Source organism: Streptomyces sp. GC420, assembly GCF_009916105.1.
GTDB lineage: Bacteria > Actinomycetota > Actinomycetes > Streptomycetales > Streptomycetaceae > Streptomyces.
On record NZ_JAAAXQ010000093.1, the window covers coordinates 1 to 22567 of the forward strand.

23 protein-coding genes and 2 pseudogenes are annotated in these 22567 nt (G+C 71.2%); 13 read left to right on the top strand and 12 right to left on the bottom strand.

Annotation, left to right across the window (positions count from 1 at the left end):
* On the top strand, positions 1-772 hold a 772-nt coding region (locus tag GUY61_RS14270; RefSeq protein ID WP_166630515.1), incomplete at its 5' end, for a DUF2804 domain-containing protein.
* An 83-nt stretch (positions 773-855) separates the two neighbouring features.
* On the opposite strand, the gene GUY61_RS14275 is transcribed toward GUY61_RS14270, so the two are convergent.
* The gene (locus GUY61_RS14275; protein ID WP_166630516.1) at positions 856-1350 is read right to left on the bottom strand and encodes a hypothetical protein; all 495 of its coding nucleotides are present in this window, start codon (positions 1348-1350) and stop codon (positions 856-858) included.
* Between the two features lie 17 nt (positions 1351-1367).
* Complete coding sequence (locus GUY61_RS14280; protein WP_313896659.1) at positions 1368-2930, bottom strand: RHS repeat-associated core domain-containing protein; 1563 nt, start codon at positions 2928-2930, stop codon at positions 1368-1370.
* A 236-nt stretch (positions 2931-3166) separates the two neighbouring features.
* Between GUY61_RS14280 and GUY61_RS14285 the strand changes: the two genes are divergently transcribed.
* The 3 genes from GUY61_RS14285 (at position 3167) to GUY61_RS41170 (ending at position 5386) form a co-directional block, all read left to right on the top strand.
* A complete protein-coding gene (locus GUY61_RS14285) occupies positions 3167-4294 on the top strand; it encodes a TerB family tellurite resistance protein (RefSeq protein WP_166630518.1) in 1128 nt (375 codons plus the stop codon).
* A 109-nt stretch (positions 4295-4403) separates the two neighbouring features.
* Positions 4404-4925 (top strand): ATP-binding protein, encoded by a 522-nt coding sequence (locus GUY61_RS14290; RefSeq protein ID WP_279576801.1) that lies wholly within the window; start codon positions 4404-4406, stop codon positions 4923-4925.
* 335 nt (positions 4926-5260) lie between these two features.
* The gene (locus tag GUY61_RS41170) at positions 5261-5386 is read left to right on the top strand and encodes a hypothetical protein (RefSeq protein WP_279576802.1); all 126 of its coding nucleotides are present in this window, start codon (positions 5261-5263) and stop codon (positions 5384-5386) included.
* A 228-nt stretch (positions 5387-5614) separates the two neighbouring features.
* Here the strand turns inward: GUY61_RS41170 and GUY61_RS14295 are convergent, their stop codons facing one another.
* Positions 5615-6223 (bottom strand): hypothetical protein, encoded by a 609-nt coding sequence (locus GUY61_RS14295; protein ID WP_166630519.1) that lies wholly within the window; start codon positions 6221-6223, stop codon positions 5615-5617.
* A 537-nt stretch (positions 6224-6760) separates the two neighbouring features.
* Between GUY61_RS14295 and GUY61_RS14300 the strand changes: the two genes are divergently transcribed.
* Positions 6761-6901: a hypothetical protein gene (locus GUY61_RS14300; RefSeq protein WP_166630520.1), complete on the top strand. Its 141-nt coding sequence runs from the start codon at positions 6761-6763 to the stop codon at positions 6899-6901.
* Between the two features lie 143 nt (positions 6902-7044).
* A pseudogene (locus tag GUY61_RS41850) lies at positions 7045-7142 on the top strand (AAA family ATPase); the annotation flags it as partial.
* 85 nt (positions 7143-7227) lie between these two features.
* Here GUY61_RS41850 and GUY61_RS14305 read toward each other — a convergent pair.
* Positions 7228-8073, bottom strand: coding sequence for a hypothetical protein (locus GUY61_RS14305; protein ID WP_166630521.1), 846 nt, complete (start codon positions 8071-8073; stop codon positions 7228-7230).
* A gap of 61 nt (positions 8074-8134) precedes the next feature.
* Between GUY61_RS14305 and GUY61_RS14310 the strand changes: the two genes are divergently transcribed.
* Positions 8135-8305: a hypothetical protein gene (locus tag GUY61_RS14310; RefSeq protein ID WP_166630514.1), complete on the top strand. Its 171-nt coding sequence runs from the start codon at positions 8135-8137 to the stop codon at positions 8303-8305.
* A 142-nt stretch (positions 8306-8447) separates the two neighbouring features.
* Here the strand turns inward: GUY61_RS14310 and GUY61_RS14315 are convergent, their stop codons facing one another.
* From GUY61_RS14315 to GUY61_RS14335, 5 genes are read right to left on the bottom strand one after another with little or no spacing between them, the layout of a single operon-like run.
* Positions 8448-9170 (bottom strand): contact-dependent growth inhibition system immunity protein, encoded by a 723-nt coding sequence (locus tag GUY61_RS14315; RefSeq protein WP_166630522.1) that lies wholly within the window; start codon positions 9168-9170, stop codon positions 8448-8450.
* A 22-nt stretch (positions 9171-9192) separates the two neighbouring features.
* On the bottom strand, positions 9193-9510 hold the full coding sequence (locus tag GUY61_RS14320) for an RNase A-like domain-containing protein (RefSeq protein ID WP_166630523.1): 318 nt from the start codon (positions 9508-9510) through the stop codon (positions 9193-9195).
* Positions 9503-10228 carry a Fic family protein gene (locus GUY61_RS14325; protein ID WP_166630524.1) on the bottom strand — a complete coding sequence of 242 codons (726 nt, stop codon included), beginning with the start codon at positions 10226-10228 and terminating at the stop codon, positions 9503-9505. Before GUY61_RS14325 ends, GUY61_RS14320 begins: the two co-directional genes overlap by 8 nt.
* The gene (locus GUY61_RS14330; protein WP_166630525.1) at positions 10218-10844 is read right to left on the bottom strand and encodes a hypothetical protein; all 627 of its coding nucleotides are present in this window, start codon (positions 10842-10844) and stop codon (positions 10218-10220) included. Before GUY61_RS14330 ends, GUY61_RS14325 begins: the two co-directional genes overlap by 11 nt.
* Before the next feature lie 58 nt (positions 10845-10902).
* The gene (locus tag GUY61_RS14335; protein ID WP_243766452.1) at positions 10903-11712 is read right to left on the bottom strand and encodes a hypothetical protein; all 810 of its coding nucleotides are present in this window, start codon (positions 11710-11712) and stop codon (positions 10903-10905) included.
* Positions 11713-11747: 35 nt separating this feature from the next.
* Between GUY61_RS14335 and GUY61_RS14340 the strand changes: the two are divergent.
* Together GUY61_RS14340 and GUY61_RS14345 are read left to right on the top strand one after the other, a co-directional pair.
* Positions 11748-13499, top strand: a pseudogene (locus GUY61_RS14340) (helicase-related protein); the annotation flags it as partial.
* The gene (locus tag GUY61_RS14345) at positions 13399-13977 is read left to right on the top strand and encodes a TetR/AcrR family transcriptional regulator (RefSeq protein WP_166630526.1); all 579 of its coding nucleotides are present in this window, start codon (positions 13399-13401) and stop codon (positions 13975-13977) included. The pseudogene GUY61_RS14340 and the gene GUY61_RS14345, both read left to right, overlap by 101 nt.
* Before the next feature lie 232 nt (positions 13978-14209).
* Here the strand turns inward: GUY61_RS14345 and GUY61_RS14350 are convergent, their stop codons facing one another.
* Entirely contained in the window at positions 14210-14632 is a 423-nt protein-coding gene (locus GUY61_RS14350; protein ID WP_166630527.1) for a helix-turn-helix domain-containing protein, read from the bottom strand.
* Between the two features lie 87 nt (positions 14633-14719).
* Here GUY61_RS14350 and GUY61_RS14355 point away from each other — a divergent pair, with 87 nt between their 5' ends.
* Positions 14720-15541 (top strand): NAD(P)H-binding protein, encoded by an 822-nt coding sequence (locus GUY61_RS14355; protein WP_166630532.1) that lies wholly within the window; start codon positions 14720-14722, stop codon positions 15539-15541.
* A 228-nt stretch (positions 15542-15769) separates the two neighbouring features.
* On the opposite strand, the gene GUY61_RS14360 is transcribed toward GUY61_RS14355, so the two are convergent.
* The gene (locus tag GUY61_RS14360; RefSeq protein ID WP_166630528.1) at positions 15770-16375 is read right to left on the bottom strand and encodes a bifunctional 2-polyprenyl-6-hydroxyphenol methylase/3-demethylubiquinol 3-O-methyltransferase UbiG; all 606 of its coding nucleotides are present in this window, start codon (positions 16373-16375) and stop codon (positions 15770-15772) included.
* Positions 16376-16739: 364 nt separating this feature from the next.
* Here GUY61_RS14360 and GUY61_RS14365 point away from each other — a divergent pair, with 364 nt between their 5' ends.
* Positions 16740-19565, top strand: a complete 2826-nt coding sequence (locus tag GUY61_RS14365) for an AAA family ATPase (RefSeq protein WP_243766454.1) — start codon at positions 16740-16742, stop codon at positions 19563-19565.
* Between the two features lie 53 nt (positions 19566-19618).
* Here GUY61_RS14365 and GUY61_RS14370 read toward each other — a convergent pair whose 3' ends face one another.
* Entirely contained in the window at positions 19619-20719 is a 1101-nt protein-coding gene (locus GUY61_RS14370; RefSeq protein ID WP_166630529.1) for a SagB/ThcOx family dehydrogenase, read from the bottom strand.
* 681 nt (positions 20720-21400) lie between these two features.
* On the opposite strand from GUY61_RS14370, the gene GUY61_RS14375 reads away from it, so the two are divergent.
* Both GUY61_RS14375 and GUY61_RS14380 read left to right on the top strand, forming a co-directional pair.
* On the top strand, positions 21401-21958 hold the full coding sequence (locus GUY61_RS14375) for a sugar O-acetyltransferase (RefSeq protein ID WP_243766456.1): 558 nt from the start codon (positions 21401-21403) through the stop codon (positions 21956-21958).
* Positions 21955-22567: HAD family phosphatase (locus tag GUY61_RS14380; RefSeq protein ID WP_166630530.1), on the top strand; the 613-nt coding region annotated here is incomplete at its 3' end. The genes GUY61_RS14375 and GUY61_RS14380, both read left to right, overlap by 4 nt.

Sequence of the window (22567 nt, forward strand, 5' to 3'; positions counted from 1 at the left end):
GCCCGGCGGGTGGGGTGTGCGGCTGCCCGACACCATCGCCGGGGCGCCGGGGTCGCCCGGCCTGGTGGTCGGACCGGAGCGGCCGGTGCGGGGGCAGGTCCGGATCGAGATCCGGGACGAGGACGGCGCCACCCGGCTCCGGGCACGGTGCCTGTCCCCGGACCGGCTCCCTGTCGAGGTGGATCTCCTTGTGCAACTCCCCGAAGGGCACGAGACGATGTCGGTGGTCGTGCCGTGGAGCGAGCGCCGCTTCCAGTACACCTCCAAGCACACGGCACGCCCCGCTTCGGGCACCGTCCGCATCGGCACCGACCTGCTGGCCTTCGGCGAGGACGCCTGGGGCACCCTGGATCACGGGCGCGGCCGGTGGCCGCGCACAGTGGCCTGGAACTGGGGCGCGGCATCCGGCCGTACCGGCGGGCACGTCGTGGGCCTGCAGTTCGGCGGCCGCTGGACGCACGGCACCGGTTCGACGGAGAACGCGCTGTGCGTGGACGGCCGGATCAGCAAGCTGGGTGAAGAACTCGAGTGGCGCTGGTCCGCGGACGACCACCTGGCGCCGTGGACCGTCCGCACCCCCGGCAGCGACCGGGTCGATCTCGTCTTCACCCCGTTCCACAACAGGTCCACGCGCACCGACGCCGGGCTCATGGCCAACCGCACCGACCAGTGCTTCGGCCACTACACGGGGCGCATCCGCACCGACGACGGCGAAGTCATCGCGGTGGACCGGCTCCTGGGCTGGGCCGAGGACGTCTACATGCGGTGGTGACCCGTCGTACGGCGGCCCGGCAGGAACCGGCGGGCCCGGCGGGACCTGGCGGTGCCCCGCCGGCCGGCCGCCCCCGGCTCCTGTCAGCCGCGGTTCTCGTAGCGGTAGTCGTAGTAGTCCTCGCCGCCGACCAGAACCGAGGTGAAACAGACGGGAAGGCCGTCGGAGCCGCGGGGCACCTCCTGGGAGGTCTGACGGGTGAATCCCAGGGACACGCGCGGGATCACCGGGTTCTCGGGCTGTGAGTCATCGACTCGCCAGCCGCGCTCCGCGGCGCGCCGCAGAATGTCCTCGGCGGGTGTGCGGAAGACGTCGTCGCCGTTCAGGAGGACGCGTGTGGATGTCTCCTTGCCCTCACCCGGCCACCACAGCTCGATCGCCGTCACCTGCTCGCCGTCCTCGAGGAGCGCCTGGAAACCGACACCGTCGCACGAGGCGGACACTTTGACGGAGCGCCGGGTACGGCGGGTCAGTACTTCGGGCGCTCCCCACGGGCTCACCGCGGCAACCGCCTCGTCGAGCGTCATGCCCAGAAGGACGGGTTTCACCCCACGAGGCGGGTCCAGCACCAGATCCATGGCCCTCACTCACTTCGTCATTTCAGGATGTCGTAGTCGATCGTCCAGCCCCGCTTTTCCAACATGGCCTGGAACTTCCTGTTGTGCTTGAGGCTCTCGATCATATCGGCGATGTGTGTGTCGTATTTGTCTCCGTAGAGTTCCCGAATCTCGTCGATGTCCATCTTCATGGCGAGGTCCCACCGGCCGTTGTCGATGTGAGCGCGCTGTTCGGCACGCCAGTCGTCGCTCTCCTTGCTGGACCCCGTGCTGGTCACGTTGCGGTGGTCGTCGTACTCCATGCGGATGGCCGGCCCCATGCCGGCACCACCGCCCCGCTTGTTGGTGCGGAAGCCCGGCTCGTCCAGATGGGCGTAGGAGGCCTTGGCCGGGATGTGGTTGACCTCCATGTCGGTCTCGGTTCGGCGCGTCCCGTCGTCGTTCTTCAGGTTTGCGGGCATCAGCCCGCTGTACCAACCGCCCGATTCCGTGCAGCCCTTGGCTATCAGGCCCTCGGGGTCCATCCGCGCCTGCGGGTTGGTGACGTACGCGACGGGGTTGTGCGCGGCGCCGAGGCCCAGCGGATCCGGGCTCGCGTAGCGGGCGCTCTCGGGGTCGTAGTGGCGGAAGCAGTTGTAGAAGAACCCCGTTTCGCCGTCGTCGTACTGCCCCGGGAAGCGCAGTGGGGTGTAGGCGACCGCGTTTCTGTTCCAGGTGGTGTTGCCCCAGACCGTGGTGCGCGTCTGCCAGGTGATCTCCCCCTGCTCGCTGACGAGTTCGCTGGGAGCGCCTACGAGGTCGGTGACAATGGCGAAGAATCGGGAATCGATTTCCGACTGTTCGCCGTCGCGGACGCTCACCCTGCGTTCCCATTGCGTCAGCGGGCGCCGGCCTTCGTAGTCCCAGGTGAGTGTCGTGCCGGTCGCAACGTCGGTCTGTTCGACCAGGCGCGTGCCGTCCCAGGTGAAGTGGACGGAGTGCACGACGGTGTGGCCGTCCTCCGCCATGCGGTGCTTGCCGGTGCGGCGGCCGAGTGGGTCGTAGGTGTAGGTCCACAGCACACCGTCGGGTGTACGGCAGGAGGTCAGCCGGTTCTCCGCGTCCCACGTGTACCGCCATGTGTCCGGTTTCTTCGAGAGCCGGGTCTTCTGCCGCAGGACCGTGCGCCCGCCCGCGTCGTACTCGCACCTGACCGTGCCCGCGGTGAGCATCCGCGTTCCGTCGTACGAGCGTGTCCCGCGCGCCTCCGGCCGGTGCGCACGGTCGGGCCAGTGCGCCTCGGTCTGGTTCCCGGCCTGGTCGTACGCGTAGGTCTCCGACCAGTTCTCCGCCGTCACGCGGAGCGGTCGGCCCACCGGGTCGAGGTCGAAGACCTTGCTGGTCCCGTTGACGTCGTCGGTGACGGCGCGCAGGTAGCCGTCGGCGCCGTACTCGTAGCCGCGGGAGCGAAGGGTCCGATCCGGCGTGGCCAGCACCTGAGCGGTCGGACGGCCCGCTTCGTTCCAGCTCGTGGCGAGCGTGACCGGCCGGTCCGGCGCCCCGAAGGTACGCGTCAGTTCGCGGCCTCGCGGATCGCGGAGGAACGACACAGCGTTGGCCACTGTGTCGAACCGACCCGGATCTGCTTGGTGCGTGGCGCGGTTTGCCCCGGTGAACGCGGTCATGACGAAGGTCGAAACACTGGCACCAGCCGCACGATGAGGCGCTAGGGTTACGGCTCAAACGGGACATCTGTTCGGCCGATGCGCCGCTCGCCGAGTCACCGTTCTGAGACGCCAGGGGGGTCTCCGAACCCCGCGACTGGCTGTTCGCTGAATCCCGTGGGGGGGAACTCGCCGTGACCGAAGCTCCAATGGACGCTGCCGACACCGACATTGACGCAGACGACGAGGCCGACCGGAAGGTCGTCGAGCAGGAGCGGGCCGAGCTCAAGGAGTTCGTCAAAGGGCTGAGCGCGGACGACATCAAGTCGGGCAACTGGTTCACCAAGCTCTGCGCCCAGGCCATGAACTCCTACACCGAGAAGGTCGACTGGCAGTACTTCCAGGAGCGGTACGAGGGCGTACCCCCGGATGCCATCGTCGATCAGCGGATCAAGATGGCGGCTCGGTACGCCGCGCTCGAAGGCGGGCTCTCCGCAGGGGCCTATACGGCGGCTGTCGCCGCCACCATCGGGAGCCTTGGTGGTGCCTCACCGGCGACTGTCCCGGCAGCGGTCGCGACCATGATGGTCGATGTCACCTTCACCACCCGGCTCCAGCTCCGTCTGGCCTACGACATCGCGGTTCTCTACCAGGTCCCGCTCGACCTGTCCGACCCCGAGGACATGTGGAAGCTCATCCGGGTGGCCTTCACGATCAAGAGCGGGGAAGCGGTCCAGAAAGGCGTGATCAAAGCGGTCCCGGCCATCGTGCGGCCGGTGATCAAGCGCTTCTACTCCGGAGCGGTACTGAGCGCCGCGAGAGGGCTCCCCGTCGTCGGGAAGTACCTCCTGCAGCGCAACGTCATCAAGATCGGTATCCCCCTGGTCGGCGTTCCCCTCGCGGTGGTGCTGAACCGCTACACGACGCTGCTCGCAGGGCGGCACGCGCGCGCCGTCTTCCGGAACGAGGCGCGGGTGATCGAACTCGCCGAGAATCTGAGCAAGCGGAGCCGGCACCCGCAGTTGATGCTGTGGGTCGCCTGGCTCGTCATCAGAGCGGACGACAAGATTTCCGACGACGAGGCGCTGTTGATGCGGCACCTGGTGAGGGTGGTCCGGGAGCGGCATCAGGTGGTCGACGAACAGCTCGCTCAACTTGTGGACATCCACCCCGCCGAGGTGTGGGTGCGCATGGATGCCGAGCCGGGGGATCTGAGCGACCTCCTCGACGTGGCCGACCGGGTGGCCGCTGTGGACGGTGACGTCAACGCGCGCGAGAAGGCCGTCATCTCCGAGCTTCGGGACCGCTGCCGCCGGATCTGACGCCGTCACGCGCCACTCCCCCGCAGCGGCCCGCCGTCTCATGTACAGCGCACTCCCGTACAGGCGTCGCTGCTGGTGACACGCCGGTCACGGCCGGGACGCTGACGGCATGCACATCTCCTCGTCCCGGCACCGCCCGCCCACCGCGCCCGCCGTGTCCACCGCGCTGGCCGCGTCCACGGCGTCCACGGCGGCGCCCGAATTCGCCATGTCCTTCACCTCCACGCCCCGGGGCGCCCGCCTCGCCCGGCTGTTCGTCTCGCAGTGCCTGGACTCCTGGGGCCACCCCTACGACAGCGGCGTCAACGAGACGATGACCCTGGTCGCCGCCGAGCTGTGCGCCAACGCCGTGCGGCACGGCCGGGTGCCCGGCCGGGACTTCCACGTCCGGCTGGCCGCCGAGGCGGACGGCGGGCGGCTGCGCCTGGAGGTCTCCGACACCCGCGCGGAACGACGCCCCGCCGTCACCGCACCCGCCGTCACCGCCCCCGCCGAGCCCGACGACGAGTCCGGCCGCGGCCTCCTCCTCGTCACCGCCCTGGCCGACGACTGGGGCGTCACCGACCGCGACTCCGGCCCCGGCAAGACGGTGTGGGCGCTCCTGAGCGCGTCTCACCACTCGGCCGGATGACCGCACCGAGCGCGCAGCCCGATGGCGGTCGTCCCGGATACGCCGAGCCACGATGTTCCACGCACGGAAACGGTTCCTGTCTCATGTCCATTGCGCCTCGGTGGCCTGCGTCTCCGCGCACCGTCGGGCGGAACCCCGACGGTGCCGCGGGTGATCCCCTGCGTGGCTGAAGAGACAGGTGCAGATGCGGACGACGCTCGTGCATGGGACAAGCGGCTGGGCCGGGCGTTCGGGCCGACAGCAGACGATCCGGCTGCGAGGAGTGCGGCACGCGCCGGCCGTCGTCCTCGACCTGACCGCGTGCGCGGTGGCGGACCGACAGCGCACCCCGCGCTATGGCGACCTGGCGCAACCCTGCGGTCGGCGCCCTGCGACTGAACGGCGCGAAGAACATCGCCTCCCGCCGTCGCCGCAATGCGGGTGACGCCCGCCGACCCCTCACGCTCCTCGACCTCACCTGAGCGCGAGTGGACGTCACTCGACTACGCCGAAGCCCTGAGGGCTGTCGCAGAACAACTTCAGGTCTTGATCCTGGTCAGGCGGGCTGTCTCGCGAGGTCATCGAGCGGAATGGCGCTTCGGCGCTCGTGAGTTGTTTTCCGACGGCTCCCTGGGCCGCTCAGGGATCGACCGGGTCCGGCGCATGCGTTCTCGGCGTTCTCTCAGGCCGAGACGAGAGATAACGCCGCCTCAGATGGTCGGGGTGTCGTCAACAATCGGCCTGTGAACCTCAACGACCGGCTTCCACCCCGCAGAGAACTCGATGAAGTCCGCACGGGTGGGGTAGGTGTCGATCGCGCGACGGTCACGCTTGGGGCTGTCGCTCCCCTTGCGCCCCCGGGGAATCTGCTCCTCAAAGATGTCGACCTTCACGTCGGGAACCTCCTTGAGGCCCTGGCGCCAGATCTGCACGACGTCGGCGCCGAACGCCTGCCGGGCCGCAGCGTAAAGGGCCGTGAGAGCCCCCTTGTCCCCACCAGGGACGAAAAGTGCCAGGTCCAGCACGACACCGGCGGACTGGAGGACCTCGATGGTCACCGAGCCGTTCTCGTCGGCCAAGTAGACTCCGGCTTCATTCTCGTCGTCGGGAAGGCAGGAGACCTCTTCCTGGAACACGGTTCTCGCCGTGATCGAGCCGCCCTCGAAATCCCCACCGGACTTGGTCAGAAAAGCAGGGACATAGCAGTCGGGAAGTTTGAGTTCTGCCGTGTCGGCGGAAACGAAGAGCCGGTCCTTCACGCCGAGCTTCGTCACCTCTTCCAGCGAGAGGCGGCGAGCGGCGATCTTCTCCGTGTTCACGATTTCCCTTTCAGGTTGCACTGTCCCTCCGAGCAAGGACGCTATCACGAAACCCTGAGGTCAACTGCCCAGTAATCTTTGGGTATATGGCCTCCGATGACCTGCACGGGAGGATATCGAAGCGAGTGCCGCTCGGTCGGGAACACGCATCCGCCAGGTAGTGTCCCTCGTCATGCTGTTGAGGATCAACTGGCGGTTGCATTTCGGCGCGTTGGGCGGCATAGAGGAACTGAAAGAGAGCTTACGGTAGATATCACCCATATCCTCTTCGGGAGAGGTGGCGGCGAGGTAAGGCGATCCATAATTCCCGTACTACCGCGCCCTCTAAGGCGGACATCCTTCCCTACCTGACCACACCGCCGGGGGTTCGGATCACCCTCGATCCGGGGGCGGCGTGACTCTGCGCGTCTTCTTCACCGGCGAGGGCACGAGTGGCAACGGGCTGGTGCCCCACATCGAGACGGTGGCGGCGGAGGGCGGCACGCCGTGGTGACCGCTCCTGACTTCGGCCGCCTCGGGTTGACCGACTGTCACGCCGTGGCGGACAAGCTCCGTGCGGTGCAAAGCCTGGGTGATACCTATGATCTGGTGATCGTGCACCGGGACGCCGACGGGATGGATCCGGAGAAGCGATACCGGGAGGTGGCCGAAGCCGTGACCTCGGAATGGCCCGGCTGACCCCACGTGGCGGTCGTTCCGGTGCGTGCGCTGGAAGCCTGGCTGCTCCTCGACGAAGCTGCCATCCGCCGGGTCGCGGAAATTCCGCGTGGGCGGATGAAGCTCGACCTTCCCAAGGGCAGCGCCGCCGAGCGGATCGCGGACGCCTGCTCGGGCTGCTCGCCCTGCTGTACGACCCCAGCCCCCGGCGTTCACGTGCATCGAGGAGATCGACCACGGGCTGCATTCGCAGGCCCTGGAAGGCATGCGCCCCGGGCACGGGAGCCTTCATGACCAGGACCACGTGCCCCCGGATGAGCGTGTCCAGGGGGTTCGCCGGATTCCCCTCAGCCCCCGCTCGCGTCATCGAACACCACCCGGAGGTTCTCCCGCGCGGGGTCGTCCTCCGGAATGCCCGGCGGCAGCACCGGTGCGAGTGCGTGGAAGACCCCACGCATCGCCCGGTCGTCGTACCCGGCGAGCGTCTCGGTCGCCTGCAACAGCAGCCCGCCGCCACGCAGTTCCCGGACGGCGTGGAAGGCGCCGGTCGCAGTGAGGCGCGGGGCTCCGCCGAGCCGGGCGGCGAGTTCGGAAGGGATGCCGGTGACCCAGGAGTAGCCGCGCAGGTAGGTGCGGGACTCCTGGAGGTACCTGCGGTGGCCCCGTCGCAGAGCCGCCTCCAGGTCGGGCTTGTCGTGGAAGTTCAGGTAGTCCACTCGCGCGAAGACCGGGTCAGCCCCGTCGAGGGCGGCGGCCAGGAAGTCGACCAGGCGTGCGCAGAAGTCCGGGTCACCGATCCGGTCGCCTGCCAGGAGAGCCGCGGACACCTCGGTATGCGTACCTCCGCGGCCCTCGTGCTCGCTGCCGATGTGCCCGTACTCGTCGAACCACTGCTCCTTGTCCACCGACGCCTCGTGAAACCCGGCCTTCGCGTAGAAGGGATGGGCGCGCAGCGCCTCGGCGAAGGCCGACCAGTTCTGCCGGACGTCCTTGAGTCGAGTTTTCCGCCCGCCGCTGAACGACTCGGTGGCGCGGGCGTACGAGTCGGCGGTCTCCTTCGCCCCGCTCGAGAAGAAGAAGTCGATCGCCGTCCGGAACCAATGGACGACGAGGTCCCCGCGGGGCACCACGGCCTGTTCGTCGAGCGTGGCCCAGATGGTCACGTCCTTGATGGGACCGTCGCCCTCGATCACAGCTTTCTCCTCCGTCGGTCGTCTCCGACCTTACTGGCCGACCACCCCGCTAGGGCACGGGATGCCGCCCGGCCGGACAGCAGGCCGGGGCCCGCTCGGCCTGCCGGTCTTCCGGGAGAGCGACGGCCCCTCGGTCGCCCGCAAGGCGCTGGAACACCGGCTGATCCCCTCGCCGAGGGGCAGCAACCGCTCGTACGCGGACTTCGTCGGGGATCTCACGCGCTGGTCCTGACCGATCCACGCCCCGGGGCGCCCGCCTCCGCCGCCGCTCGTCCGGAATGGACGGGCCTCGGGAGACCGCCCGTGGACCCACGTGCACACTCAGCTCGCGAGGCGACCGTTCCATGAGCATCGCCGGCCCGCCCTGCGATGCGTCACTGGTCGCCTCCCGGACCCTCGTGACCGGACTGGTCACCCCGCTCCGGCGGCCCGGACTCGGCTCGCGGCGTCGTCAGCCGGGCGGCGACGGAGGCGAGCCAGCCGCTGGGGCTGTACGGGGCCGGAGGATCGACCTCCATTCCCAGCTCGGCGGCGGCCAGGGCGTAGTCCGACTCGGACAGGTCGAGGGCGAGGAGTTCGTGGAGCTCACCGATGAGCCGGGCGACGAGGTGCGGATCGGTGTGCGCGAGGAAGTCGGCGACGGTCGCGTTGTGGTCGTCGAACTCGTCCGGCATGTCCTGGGAGAACCAGCCGCCGAGGAACTGCCCGAGCTCCGGGAAGCGCGCGTGCCACTCCCAGTGGGTCGCGGGCACGGCCGGCGGCGGGACCGCACCCTCCGTGACGCTGCGCTCGATGTGGTCCGCGAGGCAGCGGAGCCACTGCTGGATCTCGCTCTCGGGCAGTCCCACATCGGGGATGGCGTAGAACTCCCCCAGCCTGAGGCACAATCGTCCGGGCGGATGCTCGGCGTACTCGCGCAGCTGCCGCTCGGCGACGGCCAGCGCCCACGGGCGAGTGTGCCAGGTGTGCCGGAGGTAGGCGGTCAACGCCTGGCTGGGTCGCTCCGGTGTGTCGTCGGCCGGCTGTCCGGCGTAGGCGCGGATCACCTGGTCCAGTTCGCCGTAGCGCAGGTCGTGTTCTCGGGGGCTCAAGGGCACGGTGGTCAGCCTCTGCGGGTCGCTACAGGTAGACGGGGAATGTGGCGTGCACGGCGAAGCCGTGCGGACGGGACGCGTCACGCCTGAGAATCACGCGGGCAGCCCGCACGTCGATGGGCTCCCGCCCCGCGAGCATCATCGCCTGCAGCAGCACCCGGCCGACCGGCTCCGCCCTGGACGGCCAGCAGGCCTCGATGGTCAGGCGAGGACGCGTGGACCGGACCAGCCAGCGGTGGATGACCTGCTCGTTCGCGGTGACGACCTGCTGGGTGGCCCATTGGACGGTTTCGCGGTCCGGGTAGGTTGACGTGGCCGTACGTGCGGGACGGCTCTCAGGCACGGTTACCGCCTTGCGTGAGAAGAGGGGAACGGACGACGTCGCGGGCGTGGCCACAGGATCCGGCATCCCCGGGGTCCGGGTGCGCGAGTACCTCGCCCCGTCGCGCTGCCGCACCGGCGAGGACGTGGATCAAGCGGGCCAGTGACAGCGCGCCGACCGGATCATCGGCGTACCTCCGCACTTGTACGGGACCGACCTCGTCCAGGAACACCTTCTCGCGTGCCAGGACGAACCCCATCGTGAGCAGGGCCGACCGACCGTTGCCGTCGTCGAACGGGTGGAAGAAGCACACATCCAGATAGGCACGTGCGGCTCGGGCGGGAAGTGGGACGTCCGTGGCGGTCGCGGTGGCTTGGGCAAGACACTCTTCGAACTGCTCGGGTGTCTCCTCGCACACGCCGTACCGTTCGCGTCCCCCCTTGGCGAAGGCCGGAAGCCTGCGGAACGCTATGTGCGGGCGGCCGAGAACCAGCTTCTGCCATCCGATGAGGAGGCCGAGGCCGAGCGGTCGGCCGGCCGCGGCGTCCGTCCGGGCCAGCCTCCAGGCTGCCCGCATTCGCGCCCCGCGGGTCGTGTCACCGTGGCCGTCACGCGCGCCCGCGACCGTGTCGAGGGCGTCACGGGTGCCCCTGACCGGACCGACCAGTTCGTCCGAGGCCTCCTGCCACACGATCTGCGAGCGCACCCGGAGCCAGCTCCGGAGGTCGTCACGCACCATGCCCTCCAATGGCCCGCCCGGCACGGCCGACCACCTCCGCGTCGGGCGCGATCCAGCTGTCGAACTCGGCGTCCACCACCTCGTCGGCCAGATCCTCGGCCTCCGCGGGTGACATCCCCGTCGACTCCAGGTACCAGGTGAGCGTCTGCGCACAGGCACCGAGCCACGTCTCGCCGGCTCCCGTGCGTTCCACGACGAGTGTCACCAGCGGCGCGACAGCGTGTTCACGCAGCCGCCGTGTCTCCTCCTCGTCCATGTCCGGGCCGGGAGCGAACCGCGCGAAGACCGAGGCGAGTTCCTCGAGCCAAGCGCGCCATTGGAGCAGGGCGCTGGTGTACCGCTGCGCCTGCTGCTCCGGTTCACCGCTGCCGAGACCGCTCGCCGGCAGATCTGTGATGATCGCCCCGGACCCGGGGGACTCGTCCACGGCGTGGTACCAGCCGAAGGCCCACGAGCCGTAGCGCTCGGCAAGGCCCCGGGCGACCGCATTGTCCGAGCGCAGCCCTCGTGGTCGACCCGACTCGGGATCCGGCGAGGACACCACGTCGCGCACCACGTCGAGTGCCTGGTCGAAGTCGAAGGGATGCGTGGTCGGATCGACGTCCCGCCACGTCATCGATGTCGGATACCAATCGGAACTGATGACTACTCCTGCTGTCTGGGCGTCGGTGCCGCTAGGGCTGTGACGGTTGCTCCGGCATCGACGTCAGGACGACGAACGGCGGGTCGAGTGAGTCATCGTATTTGAGGACGGTCTTCACGCCCGTCACGTTGAGCGCCCGTGCTCCGAAGGCCTCCGCACGCGCCTCCTGGGCCTCGAACTTCGGAGCGCTCAGGTACGCCTCGTCCAACGGGGCCATGAGCGCGTCGAGCTGCGGAACGAGGGCGTCGACCCGCCGGTTGTAGGTGGTGACGATCGAGTTCAGCCTGGCGGTGTCCATGTTCAGGACGATGCCCTGGCCCAACTGGCCCGCGCCCTTGGCGACAGCCTTGCCCACGCCTTTGAGCAGGCCCTTCACGTCGTCCATGCCGACGCCGTCCTTGAGGTCGACATCGATCTTGGGGAGCGCGTCGCGTACGGCCTTGATGTAGACGTCCCACACCTCGCCGTTGAGGTAGACGGCCGCCTCAGCGAATTCGTAGAGGAGGTCCCCGACTTTCTGTGCTGTATCAAACAGCACGGTCATCACGGGGTGGGTGGCGGTCTGCGAGGAGGAGCTGTCGTGCTTCCACTCGTAGTTCTCGCGGCTCCTGCCCCACGCCGTCGTGCCCCACAGCGAGCTGCAGAACTGGCGCATCGCGTCGTACCACTCGCTGTGGGCCTGCTGCGTGATGCTGCCGACGTTCCCGGTCAGCCCGCTCTCCGCCATGGAGAGCGAGGTGGTCGTCGCCATCCACGCCTTGGACAGCGAGTCCAGGTAGTGCTGCTGCGGGAACGGATAGACGTCGGCGACCCTGCCCATCCGGAAGGCGTGCTTCACCACCGGCCTCAGCACTTCCCGAACCGGCTCGGGCACCCCAGGTGGTGCCGCCCGAGCGGCGCACCCGCTGGTACGGCCATCCCTGCCCGCGCTGGCGCTGCACCGGCATCCTCACCCCGCCCCAGCAGGGCGTGTCGTCGACCGGGACGGAAGACGGCGGCTTCGGCGGCGGGCTGGTGCGCGACTACCGGGCCGACTACTACCGCCGCCTGTATCTGACCGGCGGCACCTACCGGGTCGTCACGGCGGAGCACACGGGCATGCTGACCCGGCCGGAGCGGGAGCGCGTGGAGCGCACGTTCCGCCAGGGCACCCGCTACACCGATCCCAACGTGCTGTCGTGCACGCCGACACTGGAACTGGGCATCGACATCGGCGACCTGTCGGCGGTGCTGCTCGGGTCCCTGCCGGGCGGCCCTGCGAACTACGTGCAGCGCGCGGGGCGGGCCGGGCGCCGGACCGGCAACGCGCTGGTGGTCGCCTTCGGCGGGCGGCGGGCCCGCGACAGGTACTACCTGGACGACCCGACGGAGATGATCGCCGGTGACATCGTGCCGCCGGGCTGCTACCTGTCGGCCGTCGAGATCCTGCGCCGCCAGTACACGGCGCGTCTGCTGGACCGGGCGGCGCGCGGCGAGCTGACCACCGGGGACGGCGAGCCGCTCATGCCGGTGCCGCGCCTGTCGTCGGCCCTGTTCGGCACGACCGGCTGGTGCCAGGACCTGGCGGACGCGGCGCTCACCCACGGGGCGCGGCTGGTGGAGGAGTTCCTGGCGCTGTTCCCGCAGGCCGCCGACGGCCCGGACGACGACCGGGGGGTGTCCGCCCACGCCGCGGACGAGCTGCGCGCCTATGCGACCGGCGGCATCGCGCGGGCCCTGCAGGAGGCCGAGGAGGAGTGGACGGCGCGCCGCGAGGAGCTGCGCCGCCGCATCGGCGCCATCGACGCGGCGGTGGACGGGCTGCTCGCCGAGGACCGCGAGCAGGGCGCCGAGCGGCGCGAGCTGCTCGCGGAGCGGCGCGCCACGGGCGAGCTGCTGCGCGAGCTGAGCCAGGCGAGCGCGCACGGCGCCCTCGTCGAGCTGGGGCTGCTGCCCAACTACAGCCTCACCGACACGACGACGTCGCTGGAGGCCACTCTCTACTGGAGGGAGGCCCCCGGGGACGGCGAGGGCACCCAGGCCCCGGAGGGTGACGACGAGCGCCGGGACTGGGTCTACCGCAGCGAGATGCGCGACTACGAGCGTTTCCGCGGACTGGCCCTGACCGAGCTCGCCCCCGGCAACAGCTTCTACGTCAACGGCTACCGGCACGTGGTGCGCGCCCTCGACATCGGCAGCCCGGAGCGGCGCGCCTGGGAGGTGTGGCGCCTGTGCCCGGCCTGCGGTTACGCGCGCACGCACGGCGATCCGAAGAACGACACCTCTCCCTGCCCCGGCTGCGGCTCGCGGGAGATCGCCGACGCGGGCTGCGTGCACCACGTGCTCCGGCCCCGGCGCGTGTTGTCCCGGGACAAGCGGGACGATGCCCGGGTGCGGGACGACCGCGACGAGCGGGACCGGAGGCGGTACGCCGTACTCACCACCGTCGACATCGACCCGGCGCACCTGGCGGCCGGATCGTGGCGGCACGACACCGCGGTCTTCGGTGGATTTTCGCAATCCGGTCGTATTGCAAAGGGGTGGCGCGGTGCCCAAGCGGGTCGATCACGAGGAGCGGCGGCGGCTCATCGCCCGAGCGGTCCGCCGCATCGCGGCCGACCGGGGCCTGGAGGCGGTGAGCCTCGGTGAGGTCGCGGCCGAGGCCGGCATCTCGAAGGGCCTGGTGCAGCACTGCTTCCCGAGCAGGGACGCCATGCTGCGCTACGCGACGCGGACACTGCGCGACCAGGTGGAGAACCGGCTGCGGCCGGAGCCCGCCGGTGGACCGGCCGGGCTGCGCGCCGTACTGGTCGCCCTCCTCCCCCTCGACGACGAGAGCCGGACCGAGGCACTGGTCGCGAACGCGTTCCTGCTGCGCGCACTGAAGGACCCGGAGATCGCCGACCGGTTCCGCACCGGCCACGCACAACTGCGCGACGCCGTGGCCGCCATGGTCACCACCGCCCGGGCGGACGGCGACCTGCGCGCGGAACTGGACCCGGTACGGGAGGCGGACCTCCTGCTGGCGCTCGTCGCCGGCCTCGGCGACGCGGTCCTGCTGGGGTACCGGACTCCGGGGGAGGCGGAGTCGCTCGTGGACCTCCACCTGTCCCGCTTGACGCCGTGACCCCGCAGGACTGGCCGAGTGCCTGAAGACCTCGGTCCAGGTCCTGACGGTTCCCGCCATCCAGCGGACGTGCCTGCTCCACCGCTCGCGGACGGGGAGTTGACTTGACGCACGGTCACCACCGGTCCTCGCCTCCCCCGCGTACCGCTGGCCGCGCCGGTCAAGTCCGAATCGGGGCAGTGACGTTCAGCGGTCCCGTCTGGAGCCCGCCCGTGAGGCAGCGCCGGTCCGGTCACCGCACGTCGTGGTCGGGGTGGGTCCGGTCGTACTGGTGTCGTGCCTCGGCGATGACGGTGCGATGGGTGAGAGACCAGTCGGCAAGTGCCTTGACCAGGTGGGTCAGGCTGACCCCGGTCTCGGTCAGGCGGTAGTCGACCCGGGTCGGGACGGTCGGGTACACGGTGCGCAGGACGAGTCCGTCCCGTTCCAGCCTGCGCACGGTGAGAGTGAGCATGCGCTGGGAGATGCCGTCGATCGCACGTTGCAGTTCCCGGAAGCGGCGCGGCCCGCCGGCGAGTTCGACGATCACGAGTACCGACCACTTGTCCCCGATGCGGTCCAGGACATCGCGGATGCCGCAGTCCGGGTGGTTTTCGTGCCCGCAGGGCTCGAGGCCCGCGGGTGTGGCGGTTACCTCGGTGTGCGTGGGTGACATCGAACTGCCTCCTTGTGGCCGCACGTGCACGGATCCAGGATCAAGCGTAGTTACCGAAGAGAACCACAGCGGAAGAGTGTGACTGACATGATCCTGGTGACCGGAGCGAGCGGGAACCTCGGCTCGACCACGCTCGCGGCGCTGCATGCCCGCGGTGCGGCCGCGACAGGCGGCAGCCGCACCCCACGTGACGGGATGCGGCAGCTCGACTTCGACGACCCCGCCCGCATCGACCTCGCAGATGTGTCGACCCTGCTGCTGATCTCCGCCGGCTACGCCGAGGACGACCAGGTCGTCGGGCGGCACGCGGCCGTCCTGGACGCCGCCGCCCGGGACGGCGTCCGGCATGTCGTCTACACGAGTTTGACCGGCGCCGGCGACCACCTCGGTTTCGCCCTCGCGCACCGCGCGACCGAACGACTCGTGCGCGCTTGCGGCTTGTCGTGGACGATCCTGCGCAACGGTCTCTACGCCGAACTCTTCGGCGGTCTGCTGATGTGGGCGGGCGGCGGCGTGGAGTCCGCGTTCGGCGACGGCGCCCTGGCAGCGGTCACCCGTGCGGACCTCGCCGAGGCGGCGGCGATCATTGCAGCGGATCCGGCGCAGCACAGCGGGCGCATCTACGACCTGACCGGCACGCCGATCACGGCCGCGCACGTGGCCGAACGGCTCGGCGTCCCGCAACGGACCATCAGCCTGGGCGAGTACCGGTGCAGGCTCCTCGACGGGACGCTGGACCTGCTGCCGTTCCAGCCGCCGATGCTCGTCTCGATCGCCACCGGCATCCGCCACGGTTTCCTGGACGGCACCGGCCCCGACCTCGCCGACATCCTCGGCCGCCCGGTTCGCGACCCGCTGGCCACGGCTGCCGCGGTCGCGTCCGCCACGAGACCCTCGGCAGCGGGATAACGGCAACCCCCGGCCCCGCACGGCGACGGGCTCACGCCCGGCAGAGGCATGGGCCCCCGCCGGTTGCCCGGGAAGGCCCTCGGACCGTGTCCCGGGACCGTGCGTGGCTGCGGAGGCGTCCGCCGGACCTCGCCGTGTTCGCGCGGCAGCCGGTACGCCGTGGAGATCGGGCACATGCGACGAGGAGCGCGACCGCACGGTCGCGGGCCTCGTTCCGTCCGCGGAGCCTCAGCTGCGGTGGACGCTGACGGCATAGCCGCCGCCGTCGTAGGAGTCTGCGTCCCAGGTGGCGAAGCGGTCGACGAGGGTGAGGCCGGCCGCGGCGCAGCACTCGTCGTACTCCGGCAGCGTGATGCCGGGCGGCACGGGCAGGTGGGCTTCGTCCAGGCCGAAGCCAGCGACGATCAGACCGCCCGGGCGCAGGGCCGCGGCCAGTCGCTCGACCACCGCGGCCTCGGTGCCGGGTGCGAGCAGCGGGAAGACGTTGCCCGCGGCGACCACGAGATCGAAGTCCGCCGCGATTCCGAGCGGGTCCGGGTCGAACCCGGCCAGATCTGCCTGGAACCAGGGCAGTCCCGGCGCCTGCTCCTGTGCCACCGCCAGCATCGACGCGTCACGATCCACCCCGACGCAGTCGTACCCGAGCTCCGCGAGCCGGATCATGACCCGGCCGGTACCGCACCCTGCGTCCAGCACCCGCGCTCCGGCGGGCACGAGCGCAGCGCAGAACCGCGCCTCGCCGTGCACGTCCTTCCCGCTGCCGGCCAGGGCCGCGAACCGTGCGGCGTAGTCCTCCCCGGACGTCCCGCCGGTCAGGTCCTCCCAACGACTCATGAGGCCGACTATAAGTGGTCGACCGTGTGCCGTTCGAAGATGCGGCCCAGTTCACAGCGCCGGCTGTGCGGACGACGCGGTGCGGAGGCCGCCAACGGGTTCCCCGCCCCGCGCGAGGCCGCCGCGTGTGCGCGACTCCTGAGGGTCCCGCCGCACGGAAGCGCTGCCTGGCGGGCAGGCCGCTCCCGCCCCGTACCTGCCCTCCGGAGCCCCGCCCGCACCACTGGCATACACGCCATCACGTGACTTGAGCAGGTGGCTTTACGAAGAAATCATCGAGTTCGGGCGGTCGCCGCGGGACTGAAGGAACCGCGCGCGGTGCGCCCGTGTCCGCCATCCGTCCTCCGGTGACGAGAGGAACAGCATGCAGCTCGCGGTGACTTCCTCGGCGAAGGCCATGGAGACCGTGCTCGTGGGGCGTGAGCCGGAGCGGGACAGGTTGAGGGCGCTGGTGCGTGACATCCGCCGGGGGCACGGTGGCTCGCTGGTGCTGCGTGGTCCGGGGGGCATCGGGCGTACCGCTCTCCTGGACGACCTGGCGTGCTCCGTTCCGCCGGACGTACGGGTGCTGCGGGCCTCGGGTGTGGAGAGCGAGGCCGAACTGCCCTGGGCCGGCCTGCACCAGGTGTTGCGGCCCCTCCTGCCGGGGCTGGAACGGCTGCCGGATCCCCAGGCCGCGGCGCTGCGTGCGGCGTTCGGTCTCGGTGCGCATGCCGTCGACCCGTTCTTCCTGTCCCTGGGGGCGCTGGCCCTGCTCGCGGACGCCTGCGCCGACTCCCCGGTCGCGCTGCTGGTGGACGACGCCCAGTGGCTGGACCCGGACTCGGCCGGTGTCCTGGTCTTCGTGGCCCGCCGGCTGGAGACGGAACGGCTGGCCATGGTGTTCGCCGCCCGGGACGGCTCCCGGCGCTTCGCCGCTCCGGACCTGCCCGAGGCCGTCCTGGAGGCGCTGCCGTCGGCCGACGCCGAAGCCCTCCTGGACCGTACCGCTCCGCAGGCGGCCGGCAGCGTGCGGCGGCGCATCCTGCGGGAGGCCGAAGGCAACCCGCTCGCCCTGCACGCGCTGCCCGCCGCACTCACCCCGGGGCAGATGCGGGGCGGTTCACCGCTCCCCGACCACCTGCACCTCACCCCCCGGCTGCACCGGATCCACCTCGACGGCACGGCCGAGGTCGCCGAACGGCACGGCGCGGTCCTGCTGCTGGCCGCGCTCCAGGACGACGGGGACCTCACCACGATCCTCGCCGCCGACGGCGACCGGGACGCCGCGACGGCCGCCCTGTGCGCCGCCGCTGCCGCCGGTCTCATCGACCTCGACGAACAGCGGGTGCGCTTCCGCCGCCCGCTGGACCGTTCCGCGCTGTACCAGGCCGCTCCCCCGGACGCGCGCCACGCTGCGCACCGGGCCCTGGCGCGGGCACTCGGCGAGGACGACGAGCGCCGGGCGTGGCACCTGGCCGCCTCCACCGTGGGGCAGGACGACGGCGTGGCCGGGCTGCTCGCCGCCAACGGCACGCGCTCCCGGCGCTCGGGCCACGTCGCCGCCGCGGGCCGGGCCCTGCGCCGGGCCGCCCAGTTCGCCACCTCGCCCGGGGAGCAGTCCAGGTGGCTCGCCGATGCCGCCGCGTGCGCCTGGGAGACGGCCGAACCCGCCCAGGCCGTGGCCCTGCTCGCCGAAGCCGAGGCGCGCGGAGGCCTGGCCGGCGAGCCGGCCGTCCGGGCCCGCTCGGCCCTGGTGCGCGGCACCATGGCCCTGGCCGCGGGCAGCCCCGCGCAGGCCTTCGGCATCCTCATGGAGGGCGCCGGACCCGTCCCGGACGACGAGCCCGGCCTCGCGGAGGAGGTACTGCTGACGGCCGCACGCGCGGCCTGGGCGGCGAACCGGCCGCGGGAGCTGGCGGCGGCGGCCCTCGCGCTGGAGCGCACGGGCCGGGCCGGCGGGCGGGCCGCGGACCACTTCGCCGCGCGGTTGCGCCACTTCACCGGACCGCCGTCCCGTGCCGAGCCCGGTACCGCCTCCGCGCCGGCGGGCACGGACGGCGGCGACCGGGTGCCGCCTTCCTGGTCGGCGCCGCTGGGCAACCCGCCCTGGACCAGGTGGCCGCCGGAGTTCCTGCCGCACCTCACGGGCGAGACCGAATTCGCGCTGGAGGCCCTGCAGCGGGCGGTCACGGCCCTGCGTGGCAACGGTGCCACGGGGGCGCTGCCGCTCACCGTGCTTTCCCTGGTCTCGCTCCAGCTCGTCACCGGCCGCTGGACCGCCGCCGTCGCCCACGCCCGGGACGCCCTTCCGGCCGCCGACGAGACCGGCCAGTTCGCCGCCGCGGCCCAGCTGCGCGCCGTGCTCGCCTGGGCCTCTGCCGTGCGCGGCGAGGGAGACGAGTGCCGCCGGCTCGCCGACGAGGCCGTCGCCGTCGCCGTGCCGCACGGGATGGCGGCGACCTTGGCGCTGGTCCACTGGGCGCTCGGGCTCGACGCGCTGGCCGAGGGCAGGGCGGCGGACGCGGTGCGGCTGCTGCGCGAGGTCACCGTGCCCGGCGCGCCCGCAGGACATTTCGCGATCGGCCGGCTCGTCCTGCCCGACCTCGTCGAGGCCTGCGTACGCGCCGGGGACACCGAGCACGCCCGCTCGACCCTCGAACAGTTCGAACACAGTGCCGCGCCGGCCGACGTGCCCGCCCTGAGCGCCGCGCGGCAGCGCTGCCGTGCCCTGCTCGCCGACGGCGACGAGGCCGACGCGCTGTTCGGCGCGGCACTCGGCACCGTCGCCCCGTCGCCCTTCGAGGCCGGGCGGACCCACCTGCTCTACGGGGAGTGGCTGCGGCGGGCGCGCCGCGTCAAGGCCGCCCGGGACCATCTGCACCAGGCGTTGCGCCTCTTCCGGGCCGTCGGGGCCGCGCCGTGGGCGAGGATGGCGTCGGACGAGCTGCGGGCGGCGGGTGAGCAGGCCGAGAGGCCCGCTCGCGGTCCCGCTCAGGCGCGGACCGGTCTCACCCCGCGGGAGACGCAGATCGTCCGGCTCGCGGCCGAGGGGAAGAGCAACAGCGACATCGCGGCGCAGTTGTTCCTCAGTCCCCGGACGGTGGGGCACCACCTGTACAAGGTGTTTCCCAAACTGGGCATCACCTCCAGGCACCAGCTGCGGGCGATGAGGCCGAACCTGCCGCAGACGGCGGCCGACGGCGCGTAGCCCGGGGACGCCCGCCCGGCCGGACCCGGAGACGGGCGTCCGCCGTGGAGCTCTCAGCCCGGGTGCAGCTCCGCCTTGCGGAAGGCGTCCAGGCCCGCGACGTACTCGGTCTCCGGCCGCTCGCCGGGGACGCCCGCGGCAAGGACGTAGAGGGCCGTCTCGCGGATGCCGTCCACGCCGAGGGCGTCCTCCAGCTCGGTGTCCCGGAAGGCCAGCGTCTGGAACGGCCCCAGCCCCAGCGCGGTGGCGGTGAGGGCGAAGGTCTGGCCGAGGTGTCCCGCGTTGGTGAGCATGACCCGGTACGCGCGGGGCGCCCGGTACTTGCTGCTCATGCGTTCGACCACGCCGGTCACGAACACCGTCACGGCGGCCTCGCCGATCGCCGACTGGTCGTAGCACAGATGTGCCGCGCGTTCGCGGGTGAAACCCGGGTCCAGGAGTTCGAGGGAGTGTTCCAGGACGTTGTAGTGGTACAGCCCGGGTACGACGCCCTCGGCGGCGAAGACGGCGACGTACGCCTCGAGTTCCTGACGTGCGCCGCCGGCGGCGCTTGTCCGTTTCATCAGGGCCCCGAAGTCCTGGCCGTCGAGGAACTCGCTCGGGCCGAAGACCATGGCCAGGAGCTGGGACAGCCGCGGGAGCTGCAGGGCGGTCTGCCGGAAACCGCGGTGGGTGCGGCGGCCGTACAGCGTCCGGACGAAGGGGGCGTCCAGGTCGGGCGGGACGCGGGGCAGCAGGATCCGTTCGGCGTCCGGGTAGTTCTTGAACAGTGCCGAGCGCTTTCCGGCGCGGAACTCTTCGTTGATCTCGGGCGAGTCGGTGTAGTCGGCGTGTTTGCTGGAGAAGTGCAGGGCGGCGGCCTCGGGCGACCATGTCTGCCAGTGTTCGGCGAGCCGGTCGTCGTGTTCGCTCTCGCCGGGGGCGACGAGGAAGCCGTAGGAGTGGAGTTCGGCGACCGCGGCGTGGCAGGACTCCGGGTCGAGGTCCGGGAGCGCCTTGACGGCGTCGTCCCCGGTCGTCCAGTCGGTGAAGGCGGCGAGTATCTCGGCGGCGCCCGCCGCGAGCGAGAGCTGGGTACCGGTCAGGTAGTTCTGGATGACGAAGGACCCGTCGAGCCAGTAGCAGACGAGATTGTGTGCGCGCCGGAGCAGCATGGATTCTCCTCGGAAGATGCCGGGGACCGGCCGGTCCCCGGCGGGCCGTTCGGGGCGTGTCAGCGCTGGAAGTGGGCCTTGACGGTGCGGGCGGGATCCGGCTCGGCGGCGGGTTCGGGCCCCTTCGCGGTGTGCGTACTCCCCTCGGCGGGTGAGCCGGGCCGGCCCGCCATCGAGTAGAACCGGGCGGCGGTCCGGGCGGCATCGGTCGGACGACTGGTCCCGGCGGGCCGGTTCCGCCTGGTGTGCCGGCGGACGGGCCAGCGGCGGGCCCCTGCCGGAAGCCGGTCATCGGCGGCGTGACGGGGTCGTCCGACTGTCCGTCGTCGTTCCGGTCGCCTGCCGGTCGGGACCAGTCGGGCGACAGATGCCGAGGGCCGTCGCTCCCGGCTCTACTGAGTGACGAGCCGAACGGGCTCACTCACCGGATCCGCCGATCGGATCCGGCGGCCGCCGGCTCGGGCCGGCTGGCCGGTTCCTCAGTGTCCGTCCATCGGAAGGGAATTCCCATGAAGAAGATCGAGCTCGCCGCCAAGCCGGTTTCCGCCCGCACCATCAAGGTCCACTTCCAGCGCTGACGCGCCCCGAACGGCCTGCCGGGGGCCGGTGCGCACCGGCCCCCGGCCATTCCTGGAGGAGACGAAAGGCCGCCCTGTGGAATTCGAGGAGATGAGGCGCCGCATGGCGAACGGCCTGCCGTACCCGGCGGGCGATCCGTCGCTGCGGCCGTATCGCAAACGGTGCGAGACCCTGCTGGACCGCTTCAACGCCACGCCCCTCGGTGACCGGCCGGCCAGGGACGCTGTGCTGCACGAGTTGCTGGGAGCGGTGGGGCGGGATGTCCGGGTGGTGCCCCGGTTCCTCTGTGAGTTCGGGTTCTTCATCGAGATCGGCGAGCGGTCCCGGATCAATTTCGACGCGGTCCTGCTCGACTGCGCGCCGATCGTCATCGGGTCCGACGTCCGGATGGGCCCCCGCTGCCAGTTGTACACCGCCGACCACCCGCACGGCGCCGAGCTGCGACGCGGGGCGTGGGAGAGCGCGAAGCCGATCCGGATCGAGGACGGTGCGTGGCTCGGTGGCGGGGTGATCGTCCTTCCGGGGGTCACGGTCGGCGCGAACGCCGTCGTCGGGGCCGGCAGCGTGGTCACCGGGGACATTCCGGCGAACGCCGTCGCCGTCGGCAATCCCGCGCGCGTGGTGCGGACGGTGGACCAGGACGCCGAGAGGACGCGATGAGACGCACGATACCCGCGCAGGCGTTCGATGCCGTGGTGTTCGATCTCGACGGAACTCTCGTCGATTCGGTCCGGCCGGACTTCCTGGCCTGTGCGGCGCTGTTCGAGGAGTCCGGCGCCGCGTTCGTGCCGGAGTTCTGGGCCCGTCATGTCTGCGGGAACGCCGAGGGCTACGCAGCACTCTTCGAGGTGCTCAGGGAACGGGCCGGGGTCGGGTACACCGACGCGGAGCTGCATGACCGGCTGCGCACACAGTGGGAACGGTTCTTCACACCCGACCACGTCGTCCTGATGCCGGGCGCGCGCGCCCTGCTCGACTGCCTGCGCGCGTCGGGAAGGCCGCTGGCCGTCGCCTCCTCGTCGGAGCGGAAGTGGGTCGAGCGCTGGCTCGGGCACTTCGGCCTGACGGATCACTTCGCGGTGGTCGTCTCCGGGGACGAGGTGACCAGACGGAAGCCGGATCCCATGGCCTACCTCCGCGCGGCCGGCCTGCTGGGCGTGCCGGCGCGCCGCTGCGTAGCCGTGGAGGACTCACCGACCGGTACGGCAGCCGCCCGGGCGGCCGGATGCACGGTCGTCGCGGTTCCCAACCCCCTGACCCGTCCTCTCC

Coding starts and splice junctions, on each gene's coding strand:
- GUY61_RS14325 (WP_166630524.1), bottom strand. CDS start 10,228: ATGGTGCGTGACGACCTCCGGAGCTGGCTCCGGGTGCGCTCGCAGATC.
- GUY61_RS14310 (WP_166630514.1), top strand. CDS start 8,135: ATGCCGCCCGGCCGGACAGCAGGCCGGGGCCCGCTCGGCCTGCCGGTC.
- GUY61_RS14290 (WP_279576801.1), top strand. CDS start 4,404: ATGCACATCTCCTCGTCCCGGCACCGCCCGCCCACCGCGCCCGCCGTG.
- GUY61_RS14350 (WP_166630527.1), bottom strand. CDS start 14,632: ATGTCACCCACGCACACCGAGGTAACCGCCACACCCGCGGGCCTCGAG.
- GUY61_RS14370 (WP_166630529.1), bottom strand. CDS start 20,719: ATGCTGCTCCGGCGCGCACACAATCTCGTCTGCTACTGGCTCGACGGG.
- GUY61_RS14275 (WP_166630516.1), bottom strand. CDS start 1,350: ATGGATCTGGTGCTGGACCCGCCTCGTGGGGTGAAACCCGTCCTTCTG.
- GUY61_RS14355 (WP_166630532.1), top strand. CDS start 14,720: ATGATCCTGGTGACCGGAGCGAGCGGGAACCTCGGCTCGACCACGCTC.
- GUY61_RS41170 (WP_279576802.1), top strand. CDS start 5,261: ATGGCGACCTGGCGCAACCCTGCGGTCGGCGCCCTGCGACTGAACGGC.
- GUY61_RS14365 (WP_243766454.1), top strand. CDS start 16,740: ATGCAGCTCGCGGTGACTTCCTCGGCGAAGGCCATGGAGACCGTGCTC.
- GUY61_RS14360 (WP_166630528.1), bottom strand. CDS start 16,375: ATGAGTCGTTGGGAGGACCTGACCGGCGGGACGTCCGGGGAGGACTAC.
- GUY61_RS14375 (WP_243766456.1), top strand. CDS start 21,401: ATGGCGAACGGCCTGCCGTACCCGGCGGGCGATCCGTCGCTGCGGCCG.
- GUY61_RS14330 (WP_166630525.1), bottom strand. CDS start 10,844: ATGACGTGGCGGGACGTCGATCCGACCACGCATCCCTTCGACTTCGAC.